This is a genomic window from Clavibacter nebraskensis NCPPB 2581 (assembly GCF_000355695.1).
Taxonomy (GTDB): domain Bacteria; phylum Actinomycetota; class Actinomycetes; order Actinomycetales; family Microbacteriaceae; genus Clavibacter; species Clavibacter nebraskensis.
The window spans coordinates 2,374,427-2,398,347 of sequence record NC_020891.1; the positions used below are offsets into that span (position 1 = coordinate 2,374,427).

The window sequence follows — 23,921 nt, forward strand, 5'->3', positions numbered from 1 at the left end:
ATCAGGACTTCGGCGCGGACTCCTTCGCGGCCGGCGCCGGCTCCACCACAAAGACGGCGTCGAGCAGCTGCCGCACCCAGTCGACCAGCTCGGCGTCGGGCAGCGGCTCGCCGTCGCGCTTGGGCAGCGGCACCGTGACCGCGTTGGTCTGCGCGAACAGCCGGCTGCCCGGGTACATGCGCTGCAGGCGCACCTGCTTGCTGTCCGCGAGGTCGGCCGGCGCGATGCGCAGGTTCGGCCCCATCGCGACGACCTCGCTGAGCCCGGCCCGCTGCGCGACGCGACGCAGGCGCGAGACCCGCACCAGGTTGTCGACCTCCACGGGCGGCTCGCCGTAGCGGTCCGCCAGCTCCTCGATGACCCGGTCGATCTGGTCGTCCGTCGCCGTGGGCGAGGCCGCGGTGGAGAGCTTCTGGTACGCCTCGAGGCGCAGCCGCTCGCTGTCGACGTACTCCTCGGGGATGTGCGCGTCGACCGGCAGCTCGAGCCGCAGCTCGGTCTGGCCCTCCGCGACGTCGCCGCGGAAGGTCGAGACGGCCTCGCCGATCATGCGCAGGTACAGGTCGAAGCCCACGCCCTGGATGTGGCCGGACTGCTCGCCGCCCAGCAGGTTGCCCGCGCCGCGGATCTCGAGGTCCTTGAGCGCGACCTGCATGCCGGATCCCAGCTCGTTGTTCGCCGCGATGGTGGACAGGCGGTCGTGCGCCGTCTCAGACAGCGGCTTGTCGGCGTCGTAGAGGAAGTACGCGTACGCGCGCTCCCGCCCGCGGCCGACGCGCCCGCGCAGCTGGTGCAGCTGGCTGAGGCCGTACTTGTCGGCCCGGTCGATGATGAGCGTGTTCGCGTTGGCGATGTCGAGGCCGGTCTCGATGATGGTGGTCGACACGAGCACGTCGAACTTCCGCTCCCAGAAGTCGACGATGACCTGCTCGAGCATCGACTCGCTCATCTTGCCGTGGGCCACCGCGACGCGCGCCTCGGGCACCAGCTCGGCCAGCTCCGACGCGACCCGATTGATGCTCGACACGCGGTTGTGCACGAAGAACACCTGGCCCTCGCGCAGCAGCTCGCGGCGGATGGCGGCGGCGATCTGCTTCTCGCTGTTCGGGCCCACGAAGGTGAGGATCGGGTGCCGGTCCTCCGGCGGCGTCGCGAGCGTCGACATCTCGCGGATGCCGGTGACCGCCATCTCGAGCGTGCGCGGGATCGGCGTGGCCGACATCGCGAGGATGTCGACGTTGGCCTTGAGCTTCTTCAGCGCGTCCTTGTGCTCGACGCCGAAGCGCTGCTCCTCGTCGATGATGACGAGGCCGACGTCCTTGAACGCGATTCTGCCAGTGAGGAGGCGGTGGGTGCCGATGACGACGTCGACCGAGCCGTCCTCGAGGCCCTTGATGGTCTCGCGCGACTCCTTGTCGGTCTGGAACCGGCTGAGCTGGCGCAGGTGCACGGGGAACCCGGCGAAGCGCTCGGAGAAGGTCTCGAAGTGCTGCTTCACGAGCAGCGTCGTCGGCACGAGCATCACGACCTGCTTGCCGTCCTGCACGGCCTTGAACGCGGCGCGCACGGCGATCTCGGTCTTGCCGAAGCCGACGTCGCCCGAGACGAGGCGGTCCATGGGGATGGGGCTCTCCATGTCGCGCTTGACCTCGTCGATGACGGTGAGCTGGTCGGGCGTCTCCATGAAGGGGAACGCCTCCTCGAGCTCGCGCTGCCACGGGGTGTCCGGCGGGAAGGAGTGCCCGCGCGACGCCATGCGCGCGGAGTAGAGCTTCACGAGCTCGACCGCGATGTCGCGCACGGCCCGGCGGGCCTTGCCCTTCGCGGCGGCCCAGTCGCTGCCGCCCATCTTGCTGAGGGCGGGCTCCTCCCCGCCGACGTAGCGGCTGAGGAGGTCGAGCTGGTCGGTGGGCACGAAGAGCTTGTCGCCCGGGTAGCCGCGCTTCGAGGGCGCGTACTCGATGACGAGGTACTCGCGCCGGGTCTTCACCGCGTTGCGGCCGCCCGAGGAGACCTCGCGCTGCGTCAGCTCCACGAAGCGGCCGATGCCGTGCGTGGTGTGCACGACGTGGTCGCCGGGCTTGAGCTGCAGCGGATCCACCACGTTCTTGCGCCGGGTGGCGAGCTTCTTGACCTGGCGGCTGTCGTAGCCGGCGGCCCGGCCGTAGAACTCGCTCTCGGTGAGGAGCGCGAGCTTGACCTCGGGCATCTCGAAGCCCGCGTCGATGGCCGAGCGGAGGAGGTAGGCGATGCCGGGCTCGGGCTCGGCGGGGAACTCCTCGACCACGCGCGCCGGGACGCCCGCCTCGCGGAGCACCGTGTCCGCGCGCTCGACGAGGCCGGATCCCTGGGCGACGACGCCCACGCTCCACCCGGCCGCGAGGCGCTCGCGCGCGTGCTCGATGGCGCCGTCGGCGTTGCCCGCGAAGCTCGGCACGGGATCCGCCTGGATGCGCACGGTCATGACCTCGTCGATCCCGAGGTCCTCCGGCAGCACGTCATTGGCCTGGAAGCCCGAGAGGGTCCACCAGCGGCGCGGGCCGCGGGCGTCCCGAAGGCGGCCGAGCGAGAGGAAGTCGCCGGACGCGAGGTCGATGGGCGCCTGCGCGCCCGCCGTGGCGGCGTTCCACGCGGCGTCGAGGAACTCGCGGTTCGTGTCGGCGAGGCTCTGCGCACGGGTGGACACGCGCTCGGGCGAGACGACGGCGATGGCCGCGTCCACCGGCAGGTAGTGCGTGACGGGGACGAGCTTGTCGACGAGCGCGGGCGCCAGCGACTCCATGCCCTCCACCGGGATGCCCTCGGCGATCTTCGCGAGCATCTGCTGCAGGTTCGGGAACTCGTGCTGCATCTCGCGGGCGCGCTGGCGCACGGGCGCGCTCAGCAGCAGCTCGCGGCTCGGCGGCAGCTCCACCGAGGTGATCTCCTCCTCGAGCGAGCGCTGGTCGGCGACCGCGAACGGCCGCATCTGGTCGACCTCGTCGCCGAAGAACTCGATGCGCACGGGGTGGTCGGAGACGGGCGGGAAGACGTCGAGGATGCCGCCGCGCACCGCGAACTCGCCGCGTCGTGTGACCATGTCGACGCGCGAGTACGCGAGGTCGACCAGGCGCACGGCGAGCTCGGAGAGGTCGTGCCCGCGGCTGCCGGTGGCGAGCTGCACGGGCGCGAGCTCAGTGAGGTTGTCGGCGACGGGCTGCAGGGCCGCGCGCACCGAGGCGACGATCACGAGCGGGCGCACCTGGTCGGCCGGCACCTCGCGGGCCCCCTGGCCGAGCGCGGCGTGCCACTGCTCCATGCGGCGGAGCGCGTGGATCCGCTTGCCGACGATCTCCGCGCTCGGGCTGAGCCGCTCGTGCGGCAGCGTCTCCCACGCGGGGAACTCGAGGATCTCGGCGTCCGGCAGCACGGCAGCGAGACTGCGGCGCATGCCCTCGGACTCGCGACCGGTGGCGGTGACGACGAAGAGGCACCCCGGGATGCCGCGCTGGATGCGCTGGCGCAGGAGCCCCGCGAGCAACGGCCCCTGGAGCCCCTCGGTGAGGGAGAAGTCGGCGTCGCGGGAGGCCGATGCGAGGGCGTCGTCGAACGTGGAGGCGCGCGAGAGCGCCGGGATCAAGCCCTGGAGGATCACCAGATGATCGTACGCGCCGCCACCGACGCGCTCGCCGTCGTCCGCCGTGGGCGGACGCGCGGGCCGCACGCCGGACCCGCCCCGCGGTTCAGGACGCGGCGGTGTGGAAGCGCAGCTGCGCGGCGATGAGGCCGTCGGAGGCGATCATCTCCACGGCGTCGGCCGCGTCCTCCAGCACGTTGGGCAGCACCTGCCGCTCGGTGGAGGAGAAGGGCTTGAGCACGAAGTCGGCCGCGTCCTGACGGCCGGGCGGGCGGCCGATGCCGATGCGCACGCGCGTGAAGTCGCCCGTGCCCGCGGAGGAGATGATATCGCGGATCCCGTTGTGCCCGCCGTGCCCGCCGCCCTGCTTGAGCTTCATGGAGTCGAACGGGATGTCGAGCTCGTCGTGCGCGACCACGAGCTGCGCGGGCTCGAGCGAGAAGTACTTGAGGAGGTTCGCGACCGGGCCGCCGGACAGGTTCATGAACGAGCTCGGCTTCGCGAGGATGAGCTTCGGCCCGCCGGGGACCGCCCGCCCCTCCGCGACCTGCGCGTTGGCGCGGTGCGACCGGAAGGTGGCGCGCATCCGGTCGGCGAGCACGTCGAGCGCCATCTGGCCGACGTTGTGCCGCGTGCCCGCGTACTGCGGGCCGGGGTTGCCGAGGCCGACCACGAGCAGGGTCCGGTCGTCCACGTGCGCTCTCCTCGGTAGGTCGATCGCATCCGGGACGGATGCGCGGAGCCCGCCGGCCGCGGCCGGTGATCCCGGACGGCGGCCGACGGGCTCCGTGGTGCTGGTCGTGCTGTGGTGCTGGTCGTGCGTGCGGCCGGGGCCGCGGGGATGCTACTTGTCGTCGCCCGACTGGTCGCCGGTGGCGCCCTCGTCGGTGACCGCGACGTCCGCGTCGCCCTCGGCCACGACGTCCTCGTCGACCGCGTCGGTCGTGAGGTCGAGCTGGGGCACGGAGATCGCGACCACGAGGGTCTCGGGGTCGGTGACGAGGTTGGCGCCGGCGGGGAGGTCGACCTGGCCGGCCGTGACCTGGGTGCCCTCCTCGAAGCCCTCGATGGAGACGGTGAAGCGCTCCGGGATGTGGGTGGCCTCGACGTCGACGGTGATGGACGTGTTCTCGAGGTTGTGGATCGTACCGGGGTAGGACTCGCCCTCGACGTGGATCGGGACCTCGACCTCGACGCGCTCGCCCTGGCGGACGACGATGAGGTCGACGTGCTCGATGATCTGGCGCACGGGGTCCTTCTGGACGTCCTTCACGAGCACCAGCTGGGGCGTGCCCGCGATGTCGAGCGTGATGATCTGGTTGGCCTTGCGGATGATGAGCATGAGCTCGTGGCCCGGCAGCGTGACGTGCTGCGGGTCGGTGCCGTGGCCGTAGATGACCGCGGGGATCTTGCCGATCGCGCGGATCTTGCGGGCCGCGCCCTTGCCGAACTGCGTGCGCAGCTCCGCGGTGAGGTTGTTGTCAACCATGGTGTCGCTCCAATTGCGGCCCGTGAGGGCTCGCGTCGTGTGCCTGTGTCTGCTCGAACGCTTGCGCGTGAGGAATGAGGTGCGAGCCCCGTCCACCGCGTCGATAACGGACCGCCGCCGCGCTCGCGCGCGGCCCCTGCGATCCCTCGCCGAAGTTCAACCCCCGATCCTACCGGACGGAGGGCTCCCCGGTCGACGCGTCCCCGGCGGCCGCGGGCGACGGGGATCCCGGCGCGGGCGGCGTGGACTGCCCGACCCGCAGCCGCAGGCCGTCGTGGACGCCGTCGACGACGTCCTCGAACGCGACCGGCGTGCCGAGCGTGGCCGACACATAGACGCTCACGACGGTCGCGAGCGACAGGAACGCGTCGTCGACCGTGACCCCGGCCGGGCGACCGGTACGCAGCGCGTCGGCGATGTCGTTGTACTGGCGGTAGTGGCCCTCCAGGTACGTGTTGTCGAGGCGCGGCGAGCGCGGCAGGTCGGCGGCGTGGATCTCCAGCTCGGCGTCGTTGCGCACGTCCGCCTGCGCGGGCACGCCCGACTCGGGCGCGGCGTGGAAGTAGGTGAGGGATCCCGCCTCGATGACGGCGGATCCGCGCGTGCCCTGCACCTGCACGCGGGTGTCGAGGCCCGGGTAGCCGGCGGTGGTCGCCTGCAGCGTCGCGAGGGCGCCGGAGGCGAACCTGATCACGGCGACCGCGACGTCCTCGACCTCGATGCCGTCGTGCGCGAGCAGCGCGGTCTGCGCGTAGACCTCGACCGGCCGGCCGAGGTAGGAGACGAGCAGGTCGAGCGTGTGGACGCCCTGGTTCATCAGGGCGCCGCCGCCGTCGAGGTCCCACGTGCCGCGCCAGTGGCCGGAGTCGTAGAAGCCCTGGCTGCGCCACCACGGCGCGCTGGCGACCGCGGTGGTGAGGCGGCCGAGGCGACCGGAGCGCACAGCGCGGTCGACGATCACGCTCGACGGGTTGAAGCGGTGCTGGCTGATGACGGTCGAGAGGATCCCGCGCCCGGCGGCCTCGCGCGCGAGCTCGGCGATGCGGCGGCCGCGCGCCAGGTCGACGTCGAGCGGCTTCTCGATGACCACGTGGAGGCCGGCGGCGAGCGCCTCCTCGGCGAGGCCGATGTGCAGGCCGCTGGGGGTGCAGATGACGACGAGCTCGGCGGCGTCCGCGCGGATCATGTCGCCGAGGTGCGCGAAGACGCGCGGGCGGTCGGCGCGCAGCTCCTCGACCACCACGTCGGCGAGCTCGTCGGCCGTGGCGGCCGAGACGTCCACGAGCGCGGCGACGCGGAACTCGGGGTGCTCGGCGAGGACGCGCGCGTGGTGCGTGCCGATGACGCCGCAGCCGACGATCGCGACGCGGATGGGCTCGTGGATGGCGGCCGCGGGCGCCCCCTCCGCGCCGGCGGCCGGGGCCGCGTCGGCGCGGTGCACGTCCGCACGGGGCGCATCGGCGTCAGACCGCGCCTCGCGGACGACCGCGGGGACGTCCGCCTCGGGCACCGCGGCGGCGGGCTCGGTCGAGGTGGCGGGCGCGTCGTCGACCCGGCCCGGAGACGCCGTGCGCCCGCCCGGCAGCAGCTCGCGGACGGCCGCGTCGGCGAGCGCGACGGGATCGTCGGTGATGTCGAGCGTGATGCCCTGCTCGTCGTCGCCGAGCGGCTCGAGCGTGCGCAGCTGCGACGCGAGGAGGCTCGACGGCATGAAGTGGCCCTCGCGGGAGCCGAGGCGCTCGGCGAGCAGCTCGTGGTCGCCGGCCAGGTGCACGAAGACGGCGTCGGGCGCGGCGGCGCGGAGGGCGTCGCGGTAGGAGCGCTTGAGCGCGCTGCACGCGACGACGGGCCCGCCCTCAGGGCGGCCGGCGAGTTCCCGGCCCACCCGCTCGAGCCAGGGGCGGCGGTCGTCGTCGTCGAGCGCGTGGCCCGCGGCCATCTTGCGGCGGTTGGCCTCGGGGTGCAGGTCGTCGCCGTCGATGAAGGGGACGCCTGCGTCCTGGGCGAGGATCTCGCCCACCGTCGACTTGCCGGATCCGGAGACCCCCATCACGATCACGGGCGGGAACGGGCGGACGGCGTCGATGCGGATCACTCCCTGCGGTTCGGTGAGGAACTCGTGCGGCGCTCCGTGTGGGTGCGCTCGTCCATCCTACGAGACGCTCCCCGCCGCCCCGCTGACGGTCGGGAGCCCGGGCGTAGCCTGATGGCGACTGTCGACAAGGAGGCATCAGATGTCAGATGACCAGCAGGCCACGGCGAACATCGGGGTGGTGGGGCTCGCGGTGATGGGGTCGAACCTCGCCCGCAATCTCGCCAGCCGCGAGGGCAACACGGTCGCGGTGTACAACCGCACGACCCAGAAGACCACCGACCTCGTCGAGGAGCACCCCGAGGCGGGCTTCGTCGCCGCCACCACGATCGAGGAGTTCGCCGCCTCGCTGCAGCGTCCCCGCACCGCGATCATCATGGTCAAGGCCGGGCGCGGCACGGACGCCGTCATCGAGCAGCTGACCGAGGCGTTCGAGGAGGGCGACATCATCGTCGACGGCGGCAACGCGCTGTTCACCGACACGATCCGCCGCGAGAAGGAGGTCCGCGCGAAGGGCCTCCACTTCGTCGGCGCCGGCATCTCCGGCGGCGAGGAGGGCGCGCTCAAGGGCCCGAGCATCATGCCCGGCGGCACCGCGGAGGCGTACGAGACGCTCGGCCCCATCCTCGAGTCGATCGCCGCGGTCGCGGAGGGCAAGCCCTGCGTGACCCACATCGGCACAGACGGCGCCGGCCACTTCGTAAAGATGATCCACAACGGCATCGAGTACGCCGACATGCAGCTCATCGCCGAGTCGTTCGACCTGCTGCGCCGCGTCGGCGGCCACGAGCCGGACGCCATCGCGGACGTGTTCGAGGAGTGGAACGGGGGCGACCTCGAGTCGTACCTCATCGCGATCACGGCCGAGGTGCTCCGCCAGACGGACGCCGCCACGGGCAAGCCGCTCGTCGACGTCATCGTCGACCAGGCCGGGTCCAAGGGCACGGGTGTCTGGACCGTCCAGAACTCGGTGGGCCTCGGCGTGCCGGTGGGCGGGATCGCGGAGGCCGTGTTCGCGCGCGCCGTGTCCTCGAAGCCCGAGCAGCGGAAGGCCGTGCAGGCCACCATCACGAGCCGGCCGGAGATCCAGCCCGGCGGCGACACCTTCGAGGACGACGTGCGCGCCGCGCTCTACGCGAGCAAGGTCGTCGCGTACGCGCAGGGCTTCGACGCGATCATCGCCGGCGCGAAGGAGTACGGCTGGCACATCGACAAGGGCAAGGTCGCGGAGATCTGGCGCGGCGGCTGCATCATCCGCGCCCAGTTCCTCAACCGCATCGTCGGGGCGTACGAGAAGGACTCCGGCCTCGCGACGCTCCTCGAGGACCCGTACTTCGCCAAGGCCGTCGCCGACGGCGAGCAGGCCTGGCGCCGGGTCGTCTCAGTCGCCGCGCTGTCGGGGATCCCGGTGCCCGGCTTCGCGTCGGCGCTGAGCTACTACGACTCGCTCGCCTCCGAGCGCCTGCCCGCCGCCCTCGTGCAGGGCCAGCGCGACTTCTTCGGCGCGCACACGTATCACCGCACCGACAAGGAGGGCACCTTCCACACGCTGTGGTCCGGCGACCGCTCCGAGGTAGAGGCGGAGGACACGCACTAGCCCGTCCGCTGACCGTCGCCGACGCCCCGCCGCCCCTCGCGGGCGGCGGGGCGTCTGTCACACTGGGGCGGATGGACGAGGACGAGCACCCCGAGCTCGCGGGCTACGAGCCGCACCGCCCGCGGAGCCTGCGCAGCAAGCGCACGCTGCTCGTGATGCGGGTCGTGGTCGTGGTCGGGATCGTGAGCCTGCTGCTCCCCGGCGTCGTCACCATGGTGCGCGTGGGCGCGAGCACGGCCGACATGGCGTGCGCCGACTTCGTGGCGTACGAGCGGCCCGACTCCCCCTCCTACGAGGTGCGGTTCCAGCTGTTCGGCCCCGGCGTCGTGGGCTACGAGTGCTACACGAAGTACGCGTTCGGCGGCGACGAGCACATCACGTCGCTCGGGCTCATCCCCTCGGGGCGGGTCGCGCGCGAGGTCGTCGAGCGGAACTCCCGGGACTGATCCCGCGACCGGCGCTGGGGCCTAGGCCGCGCCGTCGAACATGCTCGTGACGGATCCGTCGTCGAAGACCTCGTGGATCGCGCGGGCCAGCAGCGGCGCGATGGGCAGCACCGTGAGCTTGTCCCAGCGCTTCTCCTCGGGGATCGGGAGCGTGTCCGTGACCACGACCGAGTCGATGTGGGGGCTGTTCAGGATCTGCGTGGCCGGGTCCGAGAAGACCGCGTGCGTGGCCGCGACGACGACGCCCGTGGCGCCGTTCTTCTTCAGCGCCTCGGCGGCGGACACGATGGTGCGGCCGGTGTCGATGAGGTCGTCCACCAGGAGGCACACGCGGCCGGAGACGTCGCCGACGATCTCGTGCACGGTGACCTGGTTGTGCACCTTCGGGTCGCGGCGCTTGTGGATGATGGCGAGCGGGGCGCCGAGCTTGTCGCTCCAGATGTCGGCGACGCGCACGCGGCCCATGTCGGGCGAGACGACCGTGAGGGTCGTGGAGTCGAGCACCGAGCGCATGTGCTCGAGGAGCACGGGCATCGCGAAGAGGTGGTCGACGGGGCCGTCGAAGAAGCCCTGGATCTGCGCGGCGTGCAGGTCGACCGACATGATGCGGTCGGCGCCGGCGGCCTTGAAGAGGTCGGCGACGAGGCGGGCGGAGATCGGCTCGCGGCCGCGGCCCTTCTTGTCCTGCCGGGCGTACGGGTAGAACGGGGCGACCACGGTGATGCGCTTGGCCGAGGCCCGCTTCATCGCGTCGACCATGATGAGCTGCTCCATGAGCCACTCGTTGATGGGCGCCGTGTGCGACTGGATGACGAACGCGTCGCTGCCGCGCACGCTCTCGTCGTACCGGATGTAGAGCTCGCCGTTGGCGAAGGTCCGCGCGTCCGTGTGCACGAGGCTCGTCTCGAGCTCCTGGGCGATCTGCTCGGCGAGCTCGGGGTGCGCGCGACCCGTGACGATCACGAGACGCTTCTCTCCGGCGGTCTTGATTGCGGACATGGGACTCCGTCTCGTCAGTGCTGCTCGGTGTGCTCGGTCCCGGACGGAACGTCCTGGTGCCCTTCGGCGGCCTCGACGGCGGCCCGAGCCTCGGGGGTGCCCGGTCGTTTCGCCTCGGTCCAGCCGACCATGTTGCGTTGCGGCGCCACCGAGATGCCGAGTGCGCCGGGCGGGACGTCCTTGCGGATGACGGCACCGGCACCCGTGTAGGAGCCGGTACCGATCCTAACCGGTGCGACGAGCACGTTCCGCGAGCCGATGTGCACGTGGTCGCCCACCTCGCTGCGGTGCTTCGTGTGCCCGTCGTAGTTCGCGAAGACCGCTCCCGCGCCGATGTTCGTGTGCGCGCCGATCGTCGCGTCGCCGACGTAGCTGAGGTGCGGGACCTTGCTGTGCTCGCCGATCTCCGCGTTCTTCGTCTCGACGTACGCGCCGATCTTGCCGTCGTCGCCGAGGCGCGTGCCGGGCCGCAGGTACGAGAACGGGCCGACCGTCGCGCGGGCGCCGATGACGGCCAGCTCGGCGTCGGTGCGGCGGACCACGGCGTCCTCGCCGACCTCGGTGTCGCGGAGGGTCGTGTCGGGGCCGACCGTGGCGCCGGCGGCGACCGTGGAGGCGCCGAGGATCTGGGTGCCCGGGAGGACGGTGACGTCGGTGGCGAGCGTGGCCTTGACGTCGATCCAGGTGGTGCGCGGATCCTGGATCGTCACGCCCGCGAGCTGCCAGCGCCGGATGATGCGCGCGTTGAGCTCGGTCGCCGCGGCCGTGAGCTGGACGCGGTCGTTGATGCCGGCGACGAGCCAGCTGTCGCGCACCGGCAGGCCCTCGATGGCGCCGCCCGCGCGACGGATCACGTCGGCCGCGTCGGTGAGGTACTTCTCGCGCTGCGCGTTGTCAGTGCCGATCGCGCCGAGGGTCTGCCGGAGCGCCTCGGCGTCGAAGACGTAGACGCCCGCGTTGACCTCGTCGATGCGGAGCTGGTCGCCGGTCGCGTCCTTCTGCTCGACGATCGCCTCGAACGCGCCGTCCTGGCCGCGGATGATGCGGCCGTTGCCGGTCGGGTCGTCGAGGCGGGCGGTGAGGAGGGTGAGGTCGTTGCGCGCCTGGCGGTGCGCGGAGACGAGCGAGCGGAGGGTCGCGGCGTCGAGCAGGGGCACGTCGCCCGAGAGCACGACGACCTGGCCCGTGAAGCCCTCGGGCAGGGCCGTGATGCCCACCTCGACCGCGCGGCCGGTGCCGGGGATCTCGTCCTGGTCGACCACGAGGGCCTCGGGCGACAGCGCGCGCACGACCTCGACCACCTGGTCACGGTCGTGGCGGACGACCGTGACGATGTGGCGCGCGCCGAGCTCCTCCGCTGTCGCGAGCACGTGGCCGACGAGCGGCAGGCCGGCGAGCGGGTGCAGGACCTTGGGGAGGCGCGAGCGCATGCGGGTGCCCTGGCCGGCGGCGAGGATCACGACCGCGATGGAGGGGCTGCGCGGCTCGCCGTCGACGTCGAGCTCGCCCGTCACGATGGGGATCTCGCGGGTCGTCGGCGTGATGTCTGAGTCGGTCATGGCGATCTCCCTGATCCTCGTACGTCTGTCCGGCGCGGCCGGCGGGCGTGGCTCCGCCCCCAGGATTCGAACCTGGACCTCACAGCTCCAAAGGCTGAAGTGCTGCCGTTACACCAAGGCGGACCGCTCACGGTCCGGCCGTGCGCACGACGAGTCTGCCAGAGGTGCCCGGACGCGGAGACCGGGACGCGGTGGGCGCTCAGGCCCCGCGCGCGCGGCGCCGGCGGAGGACGCCGCGGATCCGCAGCACCAGGAGGAGCGCGCCGCCGACCGCGAGCCCCATGGCCCCGCCGACGAGGACGCGCGCGTCGAACGCGCCCTGCTGGAACGGCCAGACCTGGCTGGCGAGGGCGGCGATCCCGAGCAGGAGCGGGGTGAGCACCGCCGCGACGACGGCCTCCTGCCACGGGACCCTGCGCTCGGCCCCGTGCCGTCGGTCGTGGATCGTGGTGCCGACGAGGGCGCCCCACATCGGCAGCACGAGACCCAGGTTCGCGACCGGGACGAGGAGGAGGGCGACGAGGAGGGCCAGCGCGGCCCCGCCCACGTACCACCACGGCATGACGGAGCGGACGGAGGGGAGGTCGGCCATGGTCCTCACGCTAGCGACCGGGCGGACGCCCCGGACCGGCATGATGGGGGGATGCCCAGCCGCGACGAGGTCGACCGCATCGTCCACGCATGGCGGCGCGAGCGGCCCGACCTCGACTTCTCCCCGCTCGAGGTGCTGTCACGCGTCGGCCGCCTGGCGCGGCTGCTGGAGCGTGCGCGGCGGTCGGCGTTCCAGGAGTCGGAGCTGGAGTCGTGGGAGTTCGACGTGCTGTCGGCGCTGCGGCGGGCGGGCGATCCGTATCAGCTCAGCCCCAAGGCCCTGCTGCAGCAGACGCTCGTCTCCTCGGGCACCATGACGAACCGCATCGACCGGCTCGTGGCGCGCGGGCTCGTGGAGCGGCGGACGGATCCGCACGACGGACGCGGCATCCTCGTGGTCATGTCGGACCCGGGGCGCACGCGCGTCGACACCGCGATCACGCGGCTCGTCGCCGAGGAGGCGACGCTCCTCGACACGATGCCGGGCACCGACCGCGACGTGCTCGCGGGGCTGCTGCGGCAGCTGATCCTCGACCTCGACGACGGGGCCTGACGCCCGCTCAGGCGTGCGCGACGCAGCGGCGCGCAGCCGGGCGGATCTCGAGCCGGCCCGCGGGGATCGCCTCGCCGCAGACCTCGCAGCGGCCGTAGGTCCCCGCGTCGAGGCGCGCGACGGCCGCGTCGACGTCCGCGAGGCGCTCGCGGGCCTCGCGGATCATCGCGTCGGACTGCGAGCGCTCGAACGCGAGGGTCGCGCCCTCGGGGTCGTGCTCGTCGTCGGAGTTGGCGTCTTGCCGGGCCTCGACGATCGCCGCCACGTCGCGGTCGAGGCCGCGGATGAGCGCGAGCGTGTCGGCCCGCAGCGCGGCGAGGGCCGCGCGCGGGTCCGCCGGAGCGGCCGCGGCGTCGTCGGCCACCGGCCGGCTACGCGGCGACGCGGACGAGCGCGTGCGCGTCCGCCATCAGCTCGACCGAGCGGAGGCGCTCGGGCGTCCGCTGCGACGCGTGGCCGACGATGACCTCGTCGACGCCCGCCTGCTCCGCGAACCGGTTCGCGTAGTCGGAGACCTCGGCGCCCGTGCCGATGCCCGTGTAGGTCATCATGCTGGCGACGTGCGCGCCGACGGGCGCCTCGAGGAGCCGGTCGAGCTCATCGTCGGTGAACGTCTGCGTGGCCGGGATCTGGCCGCTCTGGCGCAGCAGCATCAGGAGGCGGGCACGGCGGACGTCGGCGAACTGGCGCTCGGCGTCGGCCCGGTCGTCGGCCGCGATGGCGTTGATGCCGGCGATCGCGTAGGGCGCGTCGAGCTGCTCCGACGGGCGGAAGTCGCGGCGGTAGATGGCGATCGCGTCGAGCAGCATGTCGGGTGCGAAGTGCGACGCGAACGCGAACGGCAGTCCGAGGGCGGCCGCAAGCTGGGCGCCGAAGGTCGAGGATCCGAGGATGTAGAGGGGCACGCGCGTGCCGACGCCCGGCGTCGCGGACACGCCGGGCACCTGGCTCTCGCCGGCGAGGAACGCCTGCAGCTCGACGACGTCCTCGGGGAAGCGGTCGGAGGATCCGGGGTCGCGGCGGAGCGCGCGGAACGTGGCCTGGTCGCTGCCGGGGGCGCGGCCGAGGCCGAGGTCGATGCGTCCCGGGTGCAGCGTCTCGAGCGTGCCGAACTGCTCCGCGATGGTGAGCGGCGAGTGGTTCGGCAGCATGACGCCGCCAGATCCGAGCCGGATGGTCGACGTCTGGCTCGCGACGTGGGCGATGAGGACGCTCGTGGCGCTGGACGCGATCGAGGCCATGTTGTGGTGCTCGGCGTACCAGACGCGGCGGTAGCCGCTGCGCTCGGCCTGCTGGGCGAGGGCGACGGAGGCGGCGAAGCTGTCGCGGGCGGTCTCCCCGGGGGCGATGGGGGCGAGGTCGAGGATGGAGAGCGGGACGGTCATGCTCATCCCAACAGCGCGGATGCCTCGGGTGTTCCGAGCCCGGCGGAGGCGGAGGCGGGGGCGGCGGGCGCGTCCGCGGCGCTCACCGTCGCCGTGCGACGCCGACGCGCGACCGACCACGCGGCCACGACACCGGCGAGCAGCGCGCACACGACGGTGGCGACGGCGATCCGCGTCCCCTCCCCCAGCCCGGCCGGCACGAGCGGCAGCAGGATCTGCACGGCGAGCACGAGCATCACGCCGGCGATCACGGTGTCGAGCACGCGCCAGGCGGCCGGCCGGGCGAGCACGGGCGCGAAGACCCGGGCGGCGGTCGCGAGCAGCGTGAACCAGACGCAGCTCGCGACCATCGCGCCGACGCCGAAGGCCCAGCGGCCGTCGCCGTGGCCGGCCGCGACGGATCCGACGAGGAGGACGGTGTCGAGGTAGACGTGCGGGTTCAGCCAGGTGAGCGCGAGGCACGCGGCGACCACGGTGCCGAGCGCACGCGGCGCGGACACGGCGACCGCGAGACCCTGCGGCGCGACGGCCCGGAGGAGCGACAGCGCCGCGTAGCCGGCGAGGAAGCAGGCGCCGAGGATGCGGATGACGACGATCGCGACGGGCGCCGCCTCGATCAGCGCGCCGACTCCGGCCACGCCGAGGCCGATGAGGATCACGTCCGAGACCGCGCAGATGAGCACCACGACGAGCACGTGCTCGCGCCGCGTGCCCTGCCGGAGGAGGAACGCGTTCTGCGCGCCGATCGCGGCGATGAGCGAGAAGCCGAGGCCGAAGCCGGAGAGCGCGTGCGCGAGCGGGTGCATGGCCTCCACGCTAGGCACCGGGCGCGCATCAGACCCGCTCATCTTCCTGCGGCACCATTAGCATCGCTGATGATGGACATCCGCACCGAGCACCTGCGCACCCTGGCCGCCGTCATCGACACGGGCACGCTGGACGCGGCCGCCCGCGCGCTCCGGCTCACGCCCTCCGCGGTGAGCCAGCGGATCACGGCGCTCGAGCGCAGCGCCGGCCGGGTGCTCCTCCGCCGCACCCGCCCCGCGACCACGACCGAGGCGGGCGACGCCGTGCTGCGGCACGCGCGCCAGGTGCTCCTGCTCGAGCGCGACCTCGACGGGCTGCTCGGCGTGGGCGAGGGCGACGCTCCCCGCGCGGGGACGGCCGCCGTGCCCGTCGTCGTCAACGGCGACTCGCTCGCGTCCTGGCTGCTGCCCGCGTTCGCGGCGCTGGCCGCCGAGACCGGCCAGGCGATCGAGGTGCTGCGCGAGGACGAGCACCACTCCCTCGACCTGCTGCGCGACGGATCCGCGATGGCCGCCGTCACGAGCGTGAAGGACCCGGTCCAGGGCTGCACCTCCGAGCGGCTCGGCCGGATGCGGTACCGCGCGCTCGCGACGCCCGCCTACGTCGCCGCGCACCTGCCCGACGGGCCCACCCCGAGCGCGCTGGCGGTGGCGCCGCTCGTGATGTTCGACCGCAAGGACGCCATGCAGGACCGCTGGCTGCGCGGCCGGCGCGCGCCCGCCGGGCAGCCGCGGCACTACGTGCCGTCGTCGGCGGAGTTCGTCACGGCGGTCACGCTCGGCATGGGCTGGGGCATGCTGCCCGACCTGCAGAGCGAGGAGCTCGTCGCGTCGGGCGCGCTCGTGCCGCTGGACGCGGGATCCCACGTGGACGTGGCCCTGCACTGGCAGCGCTGGAGCGTCGACTCCCCCGTGCTCGGCGACCTCACCCGGCACGTGCGCGCCGCGGCCGCCTCGCTCCGGTGAGGAGCGGGCGGCCACGGCTGGCAGCGGACGCGCAGACGGATCAGCGCCGGAGCGCCACCCGGGCCATCCGGTTGCCGGCGAACTGCACCACCTGCACGAGCACGATGATGATGAGCACCGCCGCCCACGTGACGACCGGCTCGAACTGCCGGTAGCCGTAGACGATCGCGAAGTTGCCGAGGCCGCCGGCGCCGATCGCGCCCGCGACCGCCGTCATGTCGACGATGCCGACGAAGACGAACGTGTAGCCGAGGATCAGCGGCCCGAGCGCCTCCGGGATCAGCAGCGTGAAGATGATCCGCACGGGGCTCGCGCCCACGGACCGGGCCGCCTCGATCACGCCCGGCTGCACCGTGAGCAGGTTCTGCTCGACGATGCGGCTGATCGCGAAGGACGCCCCGAGCGACAGCGTGAAGATGATCGCCGGCTGCCCGATGCCGTTGCCCGTGACCAGGCGGGCGAGGGGCTGGGCGGCGACCAGGAAGATGATGAACGGGATCGGCCGGAAGGTGTTGACGACCAGGTTCAGCACCGCGAGCACGGGCCGGTTCGGGAGCAGGCTGCTCGGGCGCGTCAGGTACAGCCCGAGGCCCATGATGAGGCCGCCGAGCCCGCCGAACAGCAGCGTGAGCAGCACCATCACGAGCGTCTCGACCGCCGACTGGCCGAGGAGCGGGAGGAGCGGGTTCAGCGCGTCCATCTCAGACCACCTCCGTCACGGTGACGCCGGCGCGGTCGGCCGCGAGCACCTCGTCGATGCGCGCGGGGTCGCCCCCGAGCGCGAGGGTCAGGTTGCCGAAGGTGCGGCCCTGGATGTCGGTGATCCCGCCGTGCACGACCTCGAACGCGATGCCCGCGGCGGCGAGCGCCTGGAACACCTCGGCCTGCGTGGCGCCGCCGTCCGCGAAGGACAGCGTGACGAGGCGCCCCGGGTGCCGGCGGCGGAGGCGCTGGACCTCCTCGGTCTCGGGGACGCCCGCGACCACGGTCGACACGAAGCGGCGCGCGGCGTCGCTCGTCGGCCGGGAGAACACGTCGAAGACCGCGCCCTGCTCGATGACGCGACCGGAGTCCATGACGGCCACGCGGTGGGCGATGGACTTGATGACCTCCATCTCGTGCGTGATGACGACGATGGTGACGCCGAGCTCCTCGTTGACCCGGCGCAGGAGCGCGAGGACCTCGCTCGTGGTCTCGGGATCCAGCGCGCTCGTGGCCTCGTCGGCCAGGAGGATCGCGGGGCTCGTCGCGAGCGCGCGGGCGATGCCGACGCGCTGCTTCTGCCCGCCGGACAGCTCGTCGGTGCGGGCGTGCGCCTTGTCGGCGAGGCCGACGAAGTGCAGGAGGTCGCTGATCCGCCGCTGCTGCTGGTCCTTCGGCATGCCCGCGACCGTGAGCGGGTACGCGACGTTGCCCCACACGGTCTTCGAGGTGAAGAGGTTGAACTGCTGGAAGACCATGCCGATGCCGAGGCGCAGCTTCCGGAGCTCCCGCTCGGGTAGGCCTTGGATCTCCCGGCCGTCGACCGAGACGGTGCCGACGGTCGGCCGCTCGAGCGCGTTCACGAGCCGCACGAGCGTGCTCTTGCCTGCGCCCGAGTAGCCGATGATCCCGAACACCTCGCCGCGGCGGATGTCGAGGTCGACGTCGGCGAGCGCCTCGAGGGCCGGCTCGCCCTTCGCGCGCGGCGGATACTGCTTGCCGACGCCGCGCAGGGAGACGTGAGGGGCGTCCGTCATCGAGCCGCCTTCTTCTCGGCGACGGCCTTCTCCGTGGTGGTGAGGAGGGTCTGCAGCTCGTCGGCCGGCGTCTGCAGCGGGATGGCGGTGCCGCCCGAGTTCTCGACGACCGCGTCGACCACGGCGGGGGTGTCGCGGAAGATCTGCGCGAGCTTCAGGTAGGTCTCGTTCTGGGCGTCGGCAGCGCGGGCCGCGAAGACGTTGACGTAGGCGAGCGCCTTCGGGTCGCTGGGGTCGTCATGCGCGATCGCGTCGTCGGCGGTGAGGCCCGCGTCGGTGACGAAGTCGTTGTTGATGATGACGGCGTCCGCGTCCGGCAGCGACGTGGCGGTGAGCGCGGCGTCCACCGTGGTGACGCGGACCTTCGAGGCGGCCTGGTCGATGTCGTCGAGCGTGGAGACGCTGGATCCGCCGCCCTTCAGCGCCAGGAGGCCCTCGCGCTGGAGCAGGAGGAGGCCGCGGGCGAGGTTCGACTCGTCGTTCGGCAGGATCACGGTGCCGCCCTGCGGGATGTCGGCGACCGACCCGTGCTTCGACGAGTACAGCCCGAGCGGGTAGATCGCCGTGGCGCCGATGGGCGCGAGGTCCTCGCCCGCGCCCTCGTTGTACTGCGCGAGGTAGACGAGGTGCTGGAACTGGTCGAGGTCGATCTCGCCCTCGCTGAGGGCCGGGTTCACCTGCGGGTACTCGGTGAAGTCGACGATCTCCACGTCGATGCCCTGCTCCTTCGCCGCCTCGACGAAGAGGGGCCACTGCGGGTCGCTCGCGCCGACGACGCCGATCTTGACGGCCTTGCCGCCGCCCGAGAACGCGCCGACGGCGAAGAGGACGGCTCCGACGACCGCGAGGACGACGACGACCGCGCCGATGATGAGGCCGAGGCGGTTCCTCCGCTTCGGGGCGTCGATCAGGGGTGCCTGGGTGGTCATGGTGGTCCTCTCGGTGGTGCGGGTGCCGGTGCTGTCCGGTGGTGGTGCGGATGCGTTCGTGCGGGGAGTCGGGGATGCGGTGCCCGGCGGATGACGCGCGGGTGCGCGCGCCGACCCGGTCGAGCGGACGCGCCAGGGCCTCCGGACGGGATGCCTCACGGGAGGCGTGCACGGGACGACGTCCCCGCGTGCAGTGCGGGACGCCGACGACGGCCGATGGCCGCGTCCCTGCAGCACCTCGACGCTAGGCGGCCGGGCCGGGGCGTGTCGAACCGGGCCGTAACACGGGGACACCCCGCACCGGCCGTGCGATGTGGCAGGGTCGGCCACGGAGGTGCCCATGCACGAGGAGGACGACGACCTCTCCGCGCTCCCCGTCGAGGAGCTCCGGCGGCGTGTCTACGCGCAGGGGGCCGACGGGGGCGACTAGCGGTGGATCCGCGCGGCCGCCGAGCTCGCCCGCCGCGAGCGCGCGTCCCGGCCGGCCGCGGACGACGGCGCTCGGGGATCCGACGACGACGACCGGACGGACGCCTCGGCGTCGCCGGCGGCCGCAGCGGGCGACACGACCCCAGACGACGCCGACGCGCCTTCCGCGCCGCCCCGCCGATCCCGTCGCGTCCTCCTCGGGGTCGCCGCCGCTCTCGCGGTCGGCCTCGCCGCGGGAGGCGCGGTCGGCGCGTCGCTCGGCAGCGGATCCGCCGACACGACCTCCGCCGACGGCACGCCGCGCCCCGGCGCCGACGCGCCCCCGGCCGCAGCCGGATCCTCCCCCGCCCCCGCGGCGAGCGCCGACGGCACCGCGCTCCTCGGCCCCGACTCCACGTCCGACCAGCGCAGCCGCCCGGTCGGCACGATCTTCGACGGCCCGCAGGAGGACGGCGACCGGCCGCCCAAGGCGGTCCGCGCGGACGTCGACGCCACCTCGACCCGCGCGGTGCAGACGAGCGTCGGCCTGTACGCCGGGCTCTCCGTCACCGGCGACCTGTGCCTGCTCGTCTTCCCGAGCGGCGGCGCGGGCGTCGTCACGTGCGCGTCGCCCGACCGGGTCGCGTCCGACGGCCTCCGCATCGCGTGGACGACCGAGTTCCCGTCGCGCAACCGCGACGGCTCGACCGGCATGATCACGGGCGACGTCACGGCGACCTGGTCGGGCGACGACCTCATCACGCTCACCACGCCGGACCGCATCCTCGCGTACTGAGTCTGCCGCGCCGGACCGCGCGGGCGGTGTGGGAGGGTCGACGCGGCGAAGGGGACACCGCCATGGACGCACGCATGCCGGGATCCGGCGACGGCCTCACCGCGCTCCCGCTCGACGCGCTCCGGCAGCTCGTCTACGCGCAGGGCGCCGACGAGAACGACGAGCGGTGGATCCGCGCAGCGGCCGAGCTGACCCGCCGCGAGCGCGCGTCCTCCCCCGCGGAGGGGGGACAGCCCGGCTCCGGCGTCGCGTCGTGCGCCCCGCCCGCGCAGCTCGCCTGCTGACCGCCCGGCGGATCAGCCCTCGAGCAGCTCGCTGAGCTCCATCCAGCGGCTCTCGAGCTCCTCGACGTCGGCCTCGATGGCGCGCACGCCCTCGTTGAGCTTGCCGAGCCCGTCGTAGTCGTTCGGGTCGTGCTCGGCCATGGCGTCGAGCGCCTGGCGTCGGCGCATGTCGGCCTTCTCGAGCTTCCGCGTGATGCTCGCGAGCTCCTTCTGCGCGTTCCGCAGCTCGGCGCCCTGGAGCTGCGCGCCACCGGATACGCCCAGCGTCGCGGTGGCCTGGCCGCCGACCTCGTCGGGCCGGGCGACGGTCGCCTTCTCGGCGTTGCCGGGCTGCGAGCGGAGCTTCAGGTACTGCTCCACGCCGCCGGGGAGGTGGCGCAGGTTGCCGTTCATCACCGCGTACTGCTGGTCGGTGACGCGCTCGATGAGGTACCGGTCGTGGCTCACGACGAGGAGCGTGCCGGGGAACGAGTCGAGCAGATCCTCCATGGCGGCGAGCATGTCGGTGTCGAGGTCGTTGGTGGGCTCGTCGAGGATTAGCACGTTCGGCTCGTCGAGCACGATGAGCAGGAGCTGGAGGCGGCGCTTCTGGCCGCCCGAGAGGTCCTTCACCGGCGTGGACAGCTGCGCGCTCGTGAAGCCGAGGCGCTCGAGCAGCTGGCCGGGGGTCATCTCCTTGCCGCCGGCGACGTAGGTGGTGCGCTGGCGGCCGATGACGGTGGACACGCGGTCCTCGAGCACGTCCTTCAGCTCGTCGAGCTGCTGCGTGAGCACGGCGACCTTGATGGTCTTGCCGCGCTTGACCCTGCCGGTGGTGGGCTGGAGGGATCCGGCGACGAGCGAGAGGAGGGTGGACTTGCCCGCGCCGTTGACGCCGAGGATGCCGGTGCGCTCGCCGGGCGCGATGCGCCACTCGACGTCTTTCAGGATCTGCTTCTCGCCGTAGCTGACGGACACGTCGAGGAGGTCGACGACGTCCTTGCCGAGCCGCTGCATCGCCATCGACGCGAGCGAGACCGTGTCGCGGGCGGGCGGCTCGTCGGCGATGAGGGCGTTGGCCGCCTCGATCCGGAACTTCGGCTTGGCCGTGCGCGCGGGGGCGCCGCGACGCAGCCACGCGAGCTCCTTCTTCATGAGGTTCTGGCGCTTCGCCTCGGAGACGGCGGCGCTGCGGTCGCGCTCGACGCGCTGCAGGATGTACGCCGCGTACCCGCCCTCGAACGGCTCGATGAGGCGGTCGTGGACCTCCCACGTGGCGTTCGCGACCTCGTCGAGGAACCACCTGTCGTGGGTCACGACGATGAGGCCGCCGGAGCTCGGCGCCCAGCGGCGGCGGAGGTGGCCGGCGAGCCAGGCGATGCCCTCGACGTCGAGGTGGTTGGTGGGCTCGTCGAGGAAGAGGATGTCGTGGTCGCCGATGAGGAGCTTCGCGAGCGCGACGCGGCGGCGCTGGCCGCCCGAGAGGTTCGCGACGTCGGCGTCCCACGGCACGTCGGAGGCGAGGCCGTCGATCACGTCGCGGACGAGCGGGTTGCCCGCCCACTCGTGCTCGTCGATGCCACCGACGATGGCCTCGCCGACGGTCTGGCCGTCGGGCAGGGTGTCGCTCTGGTCGAGCACGCCGATCGTGATCCCGCGGCGGCGGGTGACGCGGCCGGAGTCCGGCTCCAGGCGTCCGGCGAGGAGGGAGAGGAGGGTCGACTTGCCGTCGCCGTTGCGTCCGACGATGCCGATGCGGTCGCCCTCGTTCACCCCGATGGTCACGTCGTCGAAGATCACGCGCGTCGGGAACTCGAGGTGGAGCGCTTCGGCTCCCAGTAGATGGGCCACCGCACGAGCCTAGGTGACCCCCGCCCGGGGAATACCTGCGGGGTGCCCGCCGTTGGTCCCCATCGTGACCCGTGAGGGCCGCGCGCTCGACGGGGAGCGACCCGCCCCGCCGCCGCGCGGGGACCAGCCCACCGCGAGGAGCGCGCATGACGACCACCGGCACCGACACCGCATCGACCCCCGTCGCGTCCGCGAGCACCGCACCTGCCGCCTCGCCGGTCCGCCGCGAGTCCGCCGCCGGCCTCCTCGTCTACGCGCTGACGCTGCTCGTGCTCGTCGCATCCGGCGCCGCGCCCTCGCCGCTCTACCCCGTGTACCAGGAGGAGTGGGCGCTGCCGCCCGTGGTGCTCACGATCGTGTTCGCCGTCTACGTCGCCGGCCTCCTCGCGACGCTGCTCACGGCCGGCCGGCTCTCCGACCACATCGGGCGTCGCCCCGTGATCCTCGGCGCCCTCGCCGTCTCCACCGCCGCGATGCTCGTGTTCGCCTTCGCGCACGACGGGTTCGCGCTCGTGATCGCCCGCATCCTCCAGGGGCTCGCCATCGGCCTGGCGACGGGCGCGCTCGGCGCGGGCATGATCGACCACCAGCCCACCCGCCGCTCCGGCCTCGCCGCGTTCCTCAACGGCGTCGTGCCGCCCGCGGCACTCACGGTGGGCGCGCTCGGCAGCGGCTTCCTCGTGGCCTACGGACCCGCGCCGGAGGAGACCGTGTTCGTCGTGCTCGCCGCGCTCATGGTCGTCGCGGGCGTCGCCGTCGCGTTCGTGCCCGAGCGCCAGCCGCGCCGCGCGGGCGCGCTCCGCTCGCTCGTGCCGTCGGTCGCCGTGCCGCGCGCGGCGCGCGCCGTGTTCACCGCGGTCGTCGGCGGCATGATCGCGAGCTGGGCGCTCGGCGGCATGTTCCTCGCCTTCATCGGATCCGTGCTCGGCACCACGTTCGGCCTGCACAGCGCCGCGCTCACGGGCACGGCGATCGCCCTGTTCACCGGCACGGGCGCGATCACCGGCATCGTGATCCGCACCCGCGACGCCCGCCGCAGCCTCATCGTCGGCGTGGTGGCGCTCGTGCTCGGGCCGGTCGGCCTCGGCGCCGCGATCTGGACCGCGTCGCTCCCCCTCTTCGGCGTCGCCGCGGTGATCGGCGGCGTCGGCTTCGGCGCGGGCTTCCAGGCCGGTCTCCGGCTCGTGCTCGCCGAGGCGCCCGTCGACCAGCGCGCGAGCCTCCTCTCCTCCGTCTACGTCGCGAGCTACCTCGCCTTCGGCGTGCCGAGCATCGTCGCGGGCGTGTTCGTCGAGGCGGACGGGCTGCCGATCGTGCTCACGGTCTACGGCGCGTTCGTCGCGGCGAGCGCCCTCGTCGCCCTCGTGCTGCAGCTCACCGGGCGCCGCACGCGCCGGGCGGAGCGCATCGCCGACGCCCTCGACGCCGCTGCCGTGTCCTGACGGCCACCCCGGGCAGGGGGCCGAACGGCGCCGCCGGGCGGGTCCGCGGGCGGGCCGGTCCGGGGTAGCATCGGGGCGCCGAGCGGCCCACTCCACCTCGTCCGCCGCCCGTGCCCTCCTGGCTGACGCCCCGTCCGGCCGCCCGCGAATCGAAGGAAGACCCTCATGGCATTCATCGTCGTCCTGCTCGTCCTCTGGCTGATCCTCACGGTGGTCGGCTTCGCCATCAAGGGCCTCATCTGGCTCGGCATCATCGGCATCATCCTGATCCTCGGCACCATCGTGCTCGGCAGCCTCCGCCGCCGCTACAACTCCGCGAAGACCCCGAAGGCGTAGCACCCGCCCGCTCCGGGGCCCCGGACGACGACGGGCTATCCTCGTCTCGGACCGCGGG

General features: G+C 73.1%; 22 protein-coding genes and 1 tRNA gene. 8 read left to right on the top strand and 15 right to left on the bottom strand.

Annotation, left to right across the window (positions count from 1 at the left end; genetic code table 11):
* Position 1: 1 nt before the first annotated feature.
* The 4 genes from mfd to CMN_RS14670 form a co-directional block, all read right to left on the bottom strand.
* Positions 2 to 3,634: a transcription-repair coupling factor gene (gene mfd, locus CMN_RS11080; protein ID WP_015490905.1), complete on the bottom strand. Its 3,633-nt coding sequence runs from the start codon at positions 3,632 to 3,634 to the stop codon at positions 2 to 4.
* A gap of 88 nt (positions 3,635 to 3,722) precedes the next feature.
* Entirely contained in the window at positions 3,723 to 4,310 is a 588-nt protein-coding gene (gene pth / locus CMN_RS11085) for an aminoacyl-tRNA hydrolase (protein WP_015490906.1), read from the bottom strand.
* Positions 4,311 to 4,460: 150 nt separating this feature from the next.
* Positions 4,461 to 5,105 carry a 50S ribosomal protein L25/general stress protein Ctc gene (locus CMN_RS11090; RefSeq protein WP_015490907.1) on the bottom strand — a complete coding sequence of 215 codons (645 nt, stop codon included), beginning with the start codon at positions 5,103 to 5,105 and terminating at the stop codon, positions 4,461 to 4,463.
* Positions 5,106 to 5,274: 169 nt separating this feature from the next.
* The gene (locus CMN_RS14670; protein ID WP_015490908.1) at positions 5,275 to 7,200 is read right to left on the bottom strand and encodes a gluconokinase, GntK/IdnK-type; all 1,926 of its coding nucleotides are present in this window, start codon (positions 7,198 to 7,200) and stop codon (positions 5,275 to 5,277) included.
* 139 nt (positions 7,201 to 7,339) lie between these two features.
* Here CMN_RS14670 and gnd point away from each other — a divergent pair, with 139 nt between their 5' ends.
* The gene (gnd, locus tag CMN_RS11100; RefSeq protein ID WP_015490909.1) at positions 7,340 to 8,794 is read left to right on the top strand and encodes an NADP-dependent phosphogluconate dehydrogenase; all 1,455 of its coding nucleotides are present in this window, start codon (positions 7,340 to 7,342) and stop codon (positions 8,792 to 8,794) included.
* Between the two features lie 71 nt (positions 8,795 to 8,865).
* On the top strand, positions 8,866 to 9,240 hold the full coding sequence (locus tag CMN_RS11105; RefSeq protein WP_015490910.1) for a hypothetical protein: 375 nt from the start codon (positions 8,866 to 8,868) through the stop codon (positions 9,238 to 9,240).
* Positions 9,241 to 9,261: 21 nt separating this feature from the next.
* Here the strand turns inward: CMN_RS11105 and CMN_RS11110 are convergent, their stop codons facing one another.
* The 4 genes from CMN_RS11110 to CMN_RS11125 all read right to left on the bottom strand — a co-directional run bounded on the left by CMN_RS11110 (position 9,262) and on the right by CMN_RS11125 (position 12,390).
* Positions 9,262 to 10,239, bottom strand: a complete 978-nt coding sequence (locus CMN_RS11110; protein ID WP_015490911.1) for a ribose-phosphate diphosphokinase — start codon at positions 10,237 to 10,239, stop codon at positions 9,262 to 9,264.
* Positions 10,240 to 10,253: 14 nt separating this feature from the next.
* Positions 10,254 to 11,798, bottom strand: coding sequence for a bifunctional UDP-N-acetylglucosamine diphosphorylase/glucosamine-1-phosphate N-acetyltransferase GlmU (gene glmU, locus CMN_RS11115; RefSeq protein WP_015490912.1), 1,545 nt, complete (start codon positions 11,796 to 11,798; stop codon positions 10,254 to 10,256).
* Between the two features lie 48 nt (positions 11,799 to 11,846).
* Positions 11,847 to 11,921, bottom strand: a tRNA-Gln gene (locus tag CMN_RS11120).
* Positions 11,922 to 11,997: 76 nt separating this feature from the next.
* The gene (locus CMN_RS11125; RefSeq protein WP_041465292.1) at positions 11,998 to 12,390 is read right to left on the bottom strand and encodes a hypothetical protein; all 393 of its coding nucleotides are present in this window, start codon (positions 12,388 to 12,390) and stop codon (positions 11,998 to 12,000) included.
* A 51-nt stretch (positions 12,391 to 12,441) separates the two neighbouring features.
* On the opposite strand from CMN_RS11125, the gene CMN_RS11130 reads away from it, so the two are divergent.
* A complete protein-coding gene (locus CMN_RS11130) occupies positions 12,442 to 12,942 on the top strand; it encodes a MarR family winged helix-turn-helix transcriptional regulator (RefSeq protein ID WP_015490913.1) in 501 nt (166 codons plus the stop codon).
* A gap of 7 nt (positions 12,943 to 12,949) precedes the next feature.
* Here CMN_RS11130 and CMN_RS11135 read toward each other — a convergent pair whose 3' ends face one another.
* The 3 genes from CMN_RS11135 to CMN_RS11145 are packed head-to-tail and all read right to left on the bottom strand — an operon-like array spanning position 12,950 to position 15,133.
* Complete coding sequence (locus CMN_RS11135; RefSeq protein ID WP_015490914.1) at positions 12,950 to 13,306, bottom strand: TraR/DksA family transcriptional regulator; 357 nt, start codon at positions 13,304 to 13,306, stop codon at positions 12,950 to 12,952.
* Between the two features lie 7 nt (positions 13,307 to 13,313).
* Positions 13,314 to 14,327, bottom strand: coding sequence for an LLM class flavin-dependent oxidoreductase (locus CMN_RS11140; protein ID WP_015490915.1), 1,014 nt, complete (start codon positions 14,325 to 14,327; stop codon positions 13,314 to 13,316).
* A 2-nt stretch (positions 14,328 to 14,329) separates the two neighbouring features.
* Positions 14,330 to 15,133 (bottom strand): LysE/ArgO family amino acid transporter, encoded by an 804-nt coding sequence (locus CMN_RS11145; RefSeq protein ID WP_015490916.1) that lies wholly within the window; start codon positions 15,131 to 15,133, stop codon positions 14,330 to 14,332.
* Between the two features lie 69 nt (positions 15,134 to 15,202).
* Between CMN_RS11145 and CMN_RS11150 the strand changes: the two genes are divergently transcribed.
* Positions 15,203 to 16,099: a LysR family transcriptional regulator ArgP gene (locus tag CMN_RS11150; RefSeq protein ID WP_015490917.1), complete on the top strand. Its 897-nt coding sequence runs from the start codon at positions 15,203 to 15,205 to the stop codon at positions 16,097 to 16,099.
* A 40-nt stretch (positions 16,100 to 16,139) separates the two neighbouring features.
* Here CMN_RS11150 and CMN_RS11155 read toward each other — a convergent pair whose 3' ends face one another.
* From CMN_RS11155 to CMN_RS11165, 3 genes are read right to left on the bottom strand one after another with little or no spacing between them, the layout of a single operon-like run.
* Complete coding sequence (locus tag CMN_RS11155; RefSeq protein WP_015490918.1) at positions 16,140 to 16,799, bottom strand: methionine ABC transporter permease; 660 nt, start codon at positions 16,797 to 16,799, stop codon at positions 16,140 to 16,142.
* A 1-nt stretch (position 16,800) separates the two neighbouring features.
* The gene (locus CMN_RS11160; RefSeq protein WP_015490919.1) at positions 16,801 to 17,838 is read right to left on the bottom strand and encodes a methionine ABC transporter ATP-binding protein; all 1,038 of its coding nucleotides are present in this window, start codon (positions 17,836 to 17,838) and stop codon (positions 16,801 to 16,803) included.
* Positions 17,835 to 18,767: a MetQ/NlpA family ABC transporter substrate-binding protein gene (locus CMN_RS11165; protein WP_015490920.1), complete on the bottom strand. Its 933-nt coding sequence runs from the start codon at positions 18,765 to 18,767 to the stop codon at positions 17,835 to 17,837. Before CMN_RS11165 ends, CMN_RS11160 begins: the two co-directional genes overlap by 4 nt.
* Positions 18,768 to 19,704: 937 nt before the next feature.
* Here CMN_RS11165 and CMN_RS15340 point away from each other — a divergent pair.
* Both CMN_RS15340 and CMN_RS11175 read left to right on the top strand, forming a co-directional pair.
* The gene (locus tag CMN_RS15340; protein WP_231853748.1) at positions 19,705 to 19,971 is read left to right on the top strand and encodes a hypothetical protein; all 267 of its coding nucleotides are present in this window, start codon (positions 19,705 to 19,707) and stop codon (positions 19,969 to 19,971) included.
* A 62-nt stretch (positions 19,972 to 20,033) separates the two neighbouring features.
* On the top strand, positions 20,034 to 20,255 hold the full coding sequence (locus tag CMN_RS11175; protein WP_041465293.1) for a hypothetical protein: 222 nt from the start codon (positions 20,034 to 20,036) through the stop codon (positions 20,253 to 20,255).
* A 12-nt stretch (positions 20,256 to 20,267) separates the two neighbouring features.
* Here CMN_RS11175 and CMN_RS11180 read toward each other — a convergent pair whose 3' ends face one another.
* Positions 20,268 to 22,085 (bottom strand): ABC-F family ATP-binding cassette domain-containing protein, encoded by a 1,818-nt coding sequence (locus CMN_RS11180; protein WP_015490921.1) that lies wholly within the window; start codon positions 22,083 to 22,085, stop codon positions 20,268 to 20,270.
* 146 nt (positions 22,086 to 22,231) lie between these two features.
* Here CMN_RS11180 and CMN_RS11185 point away from each other — a divergent pair, with 146 nt between their 5' ends.
* Entirely contained in the window at positions 22,232 to 23,527 is a 1,296-nt protein-coding gene (locus tag CMN_RS11185; protein WP_015490922.1) for an MFS transporter, read from the top strand.
* Between the two features lie 165 nt (positions 23,528 to 23,692).
* Positions 23,693 to 23,863 carry a hypothetical protein gene (locus CMN_RS15140; RefSeq protein ID WP_015490923.1) on the top strand — a complete coding sequence of 57 codons (171 nt, stop codon included), beginning with the start codon at positions 23,693 to 23,695 and terminating at the stop codon, positions 23,861 to 23,863.
* Positions 23,864 to 23,921: the final 58 nt, after the last annotated feature.